Here is a 369-nt window from a genome sequence, read left to right as displayed (position 1 = left end):
ATCCGGTTACCTCTCCCGTTTGACCCGTCTCCGATCGGTTCACCGGCCGTGAATCTCCTCCGGGTTCCCGGGGAGTATACCCTCAAACAACGTATATAAAAATTGGCATACCGACGCGAGTTCCATTTGAGATCGGGGTCTCATAAATGGATGAATGGTTCTTCGATAGGGTATGATGACGGCTCAAATCCGGCTCTTTTCAGCGAAGTGCCCGATCCCCTGTATTTCCGGTCATGGAATGCCATTTGGAAAACCCGGACCGGTTATGGTGACGTTTTGGTAAACTATAAATATACAAACGCCCATCAGGGGGATGTCTTGGTAAGATAAGGCGACAATCCCCGGACCCGTGCACCTTCATACGGCGGT

Source organism: Methanoculleus sp. UBA291, assembly GCF_002499755.1.
Classification (GTDB): domain Archaea; phylum Halobacteriota; class Methanomicrobia; order Methanomicrobiales; family Methanoculleaceae; genus Methanoculleus; species Methanoculleus palmolei.
The sequence above is the reverse complement of the archived record's forward strand: the minus strand, read 5'-3'. Positions refer to the sequence as shown.